The sequence below is a fragment of the Mesorhizobium sp. M7A.F.Ca.CA.002.09.1.1 genome (assembly GCF_003998555.1).
Lineage (GTDB): Bacteria > Pseudomonadota > Alphaproteobacteria > Rhizobiales > Rhizobiaceae > Mesorhizobium > Mesorhizobium ciceri.
On record NZ_RZRR01001296.1, the window covers coordinates 1 to 1,082 of the forward strand.

At 50.2% G+C, this 1,082-nt stretch carries 2 protein-coding genes; both read right to left on the minus strand.

Annotation, left to right across the window (positions count from 1 at the left end):
- Positions 1–9 precede the first annotated feature (9 nt).
- Positions 10–327, minus strand: a complete 318-nt coding sequence (locus tag EN994_RS32665) for a hypothetical protein (RefSeq protein WP_245466163.1) — start codon at positions 325–327, stop codon at positions 10–12.
- A 106-nt stretch (positions 328–433) separates the two neighbouring features.
- A partial coding sequence (locus EN994_RS35570; RefSeq protein ID WP_164746484.1) for a hypothetical protein occupies positions 434–1,082 on the minus strand: 649 nt, incomplete at its 5' end.

The following is a 1,082-nucleotide window of genomic DNA, read 5'->3' on the forward strand; positions in this document are numbered from 1 at the left end:
GCCTTGACATCATTCGTGCCCGCGTTCTTCTACGCGTCGGTGATCGAACCGCTCACCGACGCGTAGAAGAACGCGGGCACGAATGATGTCAAGGCCGCATTGAAAGGCATATAGGCCGAACGCAAGCATCCCGAGGCCGACCAGTGTTGGGACGCTGTGGCTGGCAAGCACACGGTCATAAACCTGCAACATGAACAAGGGGGCAGTTAGCGCCAATACGTTTATGACGCCGCTTATCACCGCTGTTGCGAGGATTACCGCCTTGTTCGCCGCAACAAGTGACCTTTCAAATCCCCCAGAACCTATCTTCTCGGGGGATCGGGTCATGGAGATCTCGTTCCACCTACTTCAGCACAAAATCCTATGCATAGCTCAAGCATATTGCTTGTTACTGCCACTGATCCAGACCGAGGTGACTCACCCAAGACATACTTCAAGCGGCAACAAGCCATGCTGGGTCGAATCCCATATCAAACACGGTGTTCATTGCCACGCTGTGCGCGTTGTCATTTTCGTCCAAATAAGCCAACGAGAATGAATTAAAAACCTGCGATCTGCCGAAGTACCCGTTAATAACATGCGCCGACCCTGTCCATTCTGAAGACATACCAAAGTCTACCGTGTAGTCTCCATAAAGCACATCGGTACTGATGTAGTAGGCCTTGTTGGAGCTAAATGAATATGTACCAATTTCGATTGAAGTGGCTCCGTCATTGCCGCTGAGGGTATATTTTACATCCCACCAGTTCGTAACATAGTCTATCTCATACCATTGCTCACTTGCATGTATCGTTGTTGTACGCTGCGCGACCAATGTCTTCTCTAGATCCAGATCGGTGAGGCTTAATCCAGACAATAGGAAATTATTCAAGGGAGCAGAATAGTCTGAAGCGGGATCTGATGGCCAATACTTCTCTAGATTTCCAACAGCGACGTCATGCCCGCCATCGGGCGTCATGACATAGCCGACAAAAAAGTGACTCGAATCCTGGAACTCGATCGTGTCGTTCCCGCTGCCCGTATCAATCATGACCGGCAGGATTATACCCCAGCTGTTGTCTGCAACACCCGAGACTATGATG